Source organism: Streptomyces sp. NPDC051582, from assembly GCF_040681715.1.
In the GTDB taxonomy this organism is placed as follows: Bacteria; Actinomycetota; Actinomycetes; order Streptomycetales; family Streptomycetaceae; genus Streptomyces.
The window spans coordinates 1-1,639 of the sequence record NZ_JBFAZJ010000104.1 but is presented as its reverse complement, the minus strand read 5'-3'; the positions used below and the strand labels follow the sequence as shown (position 1 = coordinate 1,639).

1 protein-coding gene is annotated in these 1,639 nt (G+C 63.5%); it reads left to right on the top strand.

From position 1 onward, the window contains the following. Nucleotides 1-1,639 (top strand): condensation domain-containing protein (locus tag AB0M92_RS39245; RefSeq protein WP_366107188.1); only part of this gene is annotated, 1,639 nt, incomplete at both ends.

The following is a 1,639-nucleotide window of genomic DNA, read 5'->3' as shown; positions in this document are numbered from 1 at the left end:
GACGACGGGTTCTTCGAGTTGGGTGGCGACAGCATTTTGTCGATCCAGTTGGTGGCGCGGGCGCGTGCTGCTGGTTTGGTGTTTTCTCCGCGTGATGTGTTCGAGCGGAAGTCGGTGGGGGGTCTGGCTTCGGTGGCGGGTGTGTCGGAGGGCCTGGTGGGTGCCGGGTTTGAGGCTGAGGGTGCCGGGGTGGGTGTGGTGCCGTTGACGCCGGTGATGCATCAGGTGCGTGAGCGTGGTGGTCCGTTGGCGGGGTTCTCGCAGTCGATGTTGGTGGGGGCGCCGGAGGGGCTGTCGTTGGAGGTGCTGACCGCGATGGTGGCTTCGGTCCTCGATCAGCATGACGGTCTGCGTTTGAGGGTGGTCCCGGATTCCGGTCCTGGCTCCGATTCCGATACCGGTTCTGGTTCTGGCTCCGATTCCGGCCCTGGCTCCAATTCCGATTCCGATTCTGGTTCTGGGTGGGGTTCGGGTTGGGGTTTGGAGGTGTTGCCGTTGGGTGGGGTGGATGCGGCGGGGTGTGTGCGTCGTGTGGATGTGGCTGGTGTGACGGGTGCCGGGTTGGAGGATCTGGTGTTGGGGGAGGCGGTTTCGGCGCGTGAGCGTTTGGATCCGTTGGCGGGTGTGATGGTGCAGGTGGTGTGGTTCGACGCGGGTGTGGGTGTGTCGGGTCGTGTTTTGTTTGTTTTGCATCATTTGGTGGTGGATGGGGTTTCTTGGCGGGTGTTGTTGCCGGATCTTGCGGCGGCGTGGGGGGCGTTGTCGGGGGGTGGTGTGGTGGTGCCGGCTCCGGTGGGGACTTCGTTCCGTGGTTGGGCTGGTCATTTGGTGCGGTTGGCGGGTTCGGCTGAGCGGGTTGCCGAGTTGGGTTTGTGGCGGGAGATGGTGGCGGTTCCTGGTGTTCGGGTGGGATCGCGTGAGCTTGATCCGTTGAGGGATACGGCTGGGTCGGTGCGGGGTCTGGTGGTGGAGCTGTCTGTGGAGGAGACGCGTCCGCTGCTGGGTGAGGTGGCTTCTGTTTTCCATGCGGGTGTTGAGGATGTGTTGTTGGCGGCGCTTGCGTTGGCGGTGACGCGTTGGCGTGGTGCGGGGTCTGTGGGGTCTGCGGGTTCTGTGGGTGGGGTGTTGGTGGAGTTGGAGGGGCATGGTCGGGAGGAGGTGGTGGAGGGGGTTGATCTGTCGCGGACGGTGGGTTGGTTTACCAGTGCGTATCCGTTGCGGATTGATCCTGGGGTTTTTGATGCGGGTGAGGTGTGGGCTGGTGGTGCTCAGGCCGGTGTGGTGTTGAAGCGGGTGAAGGAGCAGGTTCGGTCGGTTCCTGATCGTGGTCTGGGTTTTGGTTTGTTGCGGTATTTGAATGCTGAGACGGGTGCGGTGCTGGAGCGGGGGGCGCGGCCTGAGATCGGGTTCAATTATTTGGGCCGGTTCAGTGTGGGTGGGGGTGGTGCTTGGCAGATTGCTGCTGAGTCGGTGGCGTTGGGGAGTGGTTTGGATCCGCTGATGCCGGTTCCGCATGCGTTGGAGATCAATGCGGTGGTTCAGGACGGTGAGGCGGGTCCGTGTCTGCAGGTGTCCTGGTCGTGGGCGTCGGGGGTGTTGGCGGAGAGTGATGTCGTCGAGGTCTCGGGGCTGTTCGTCG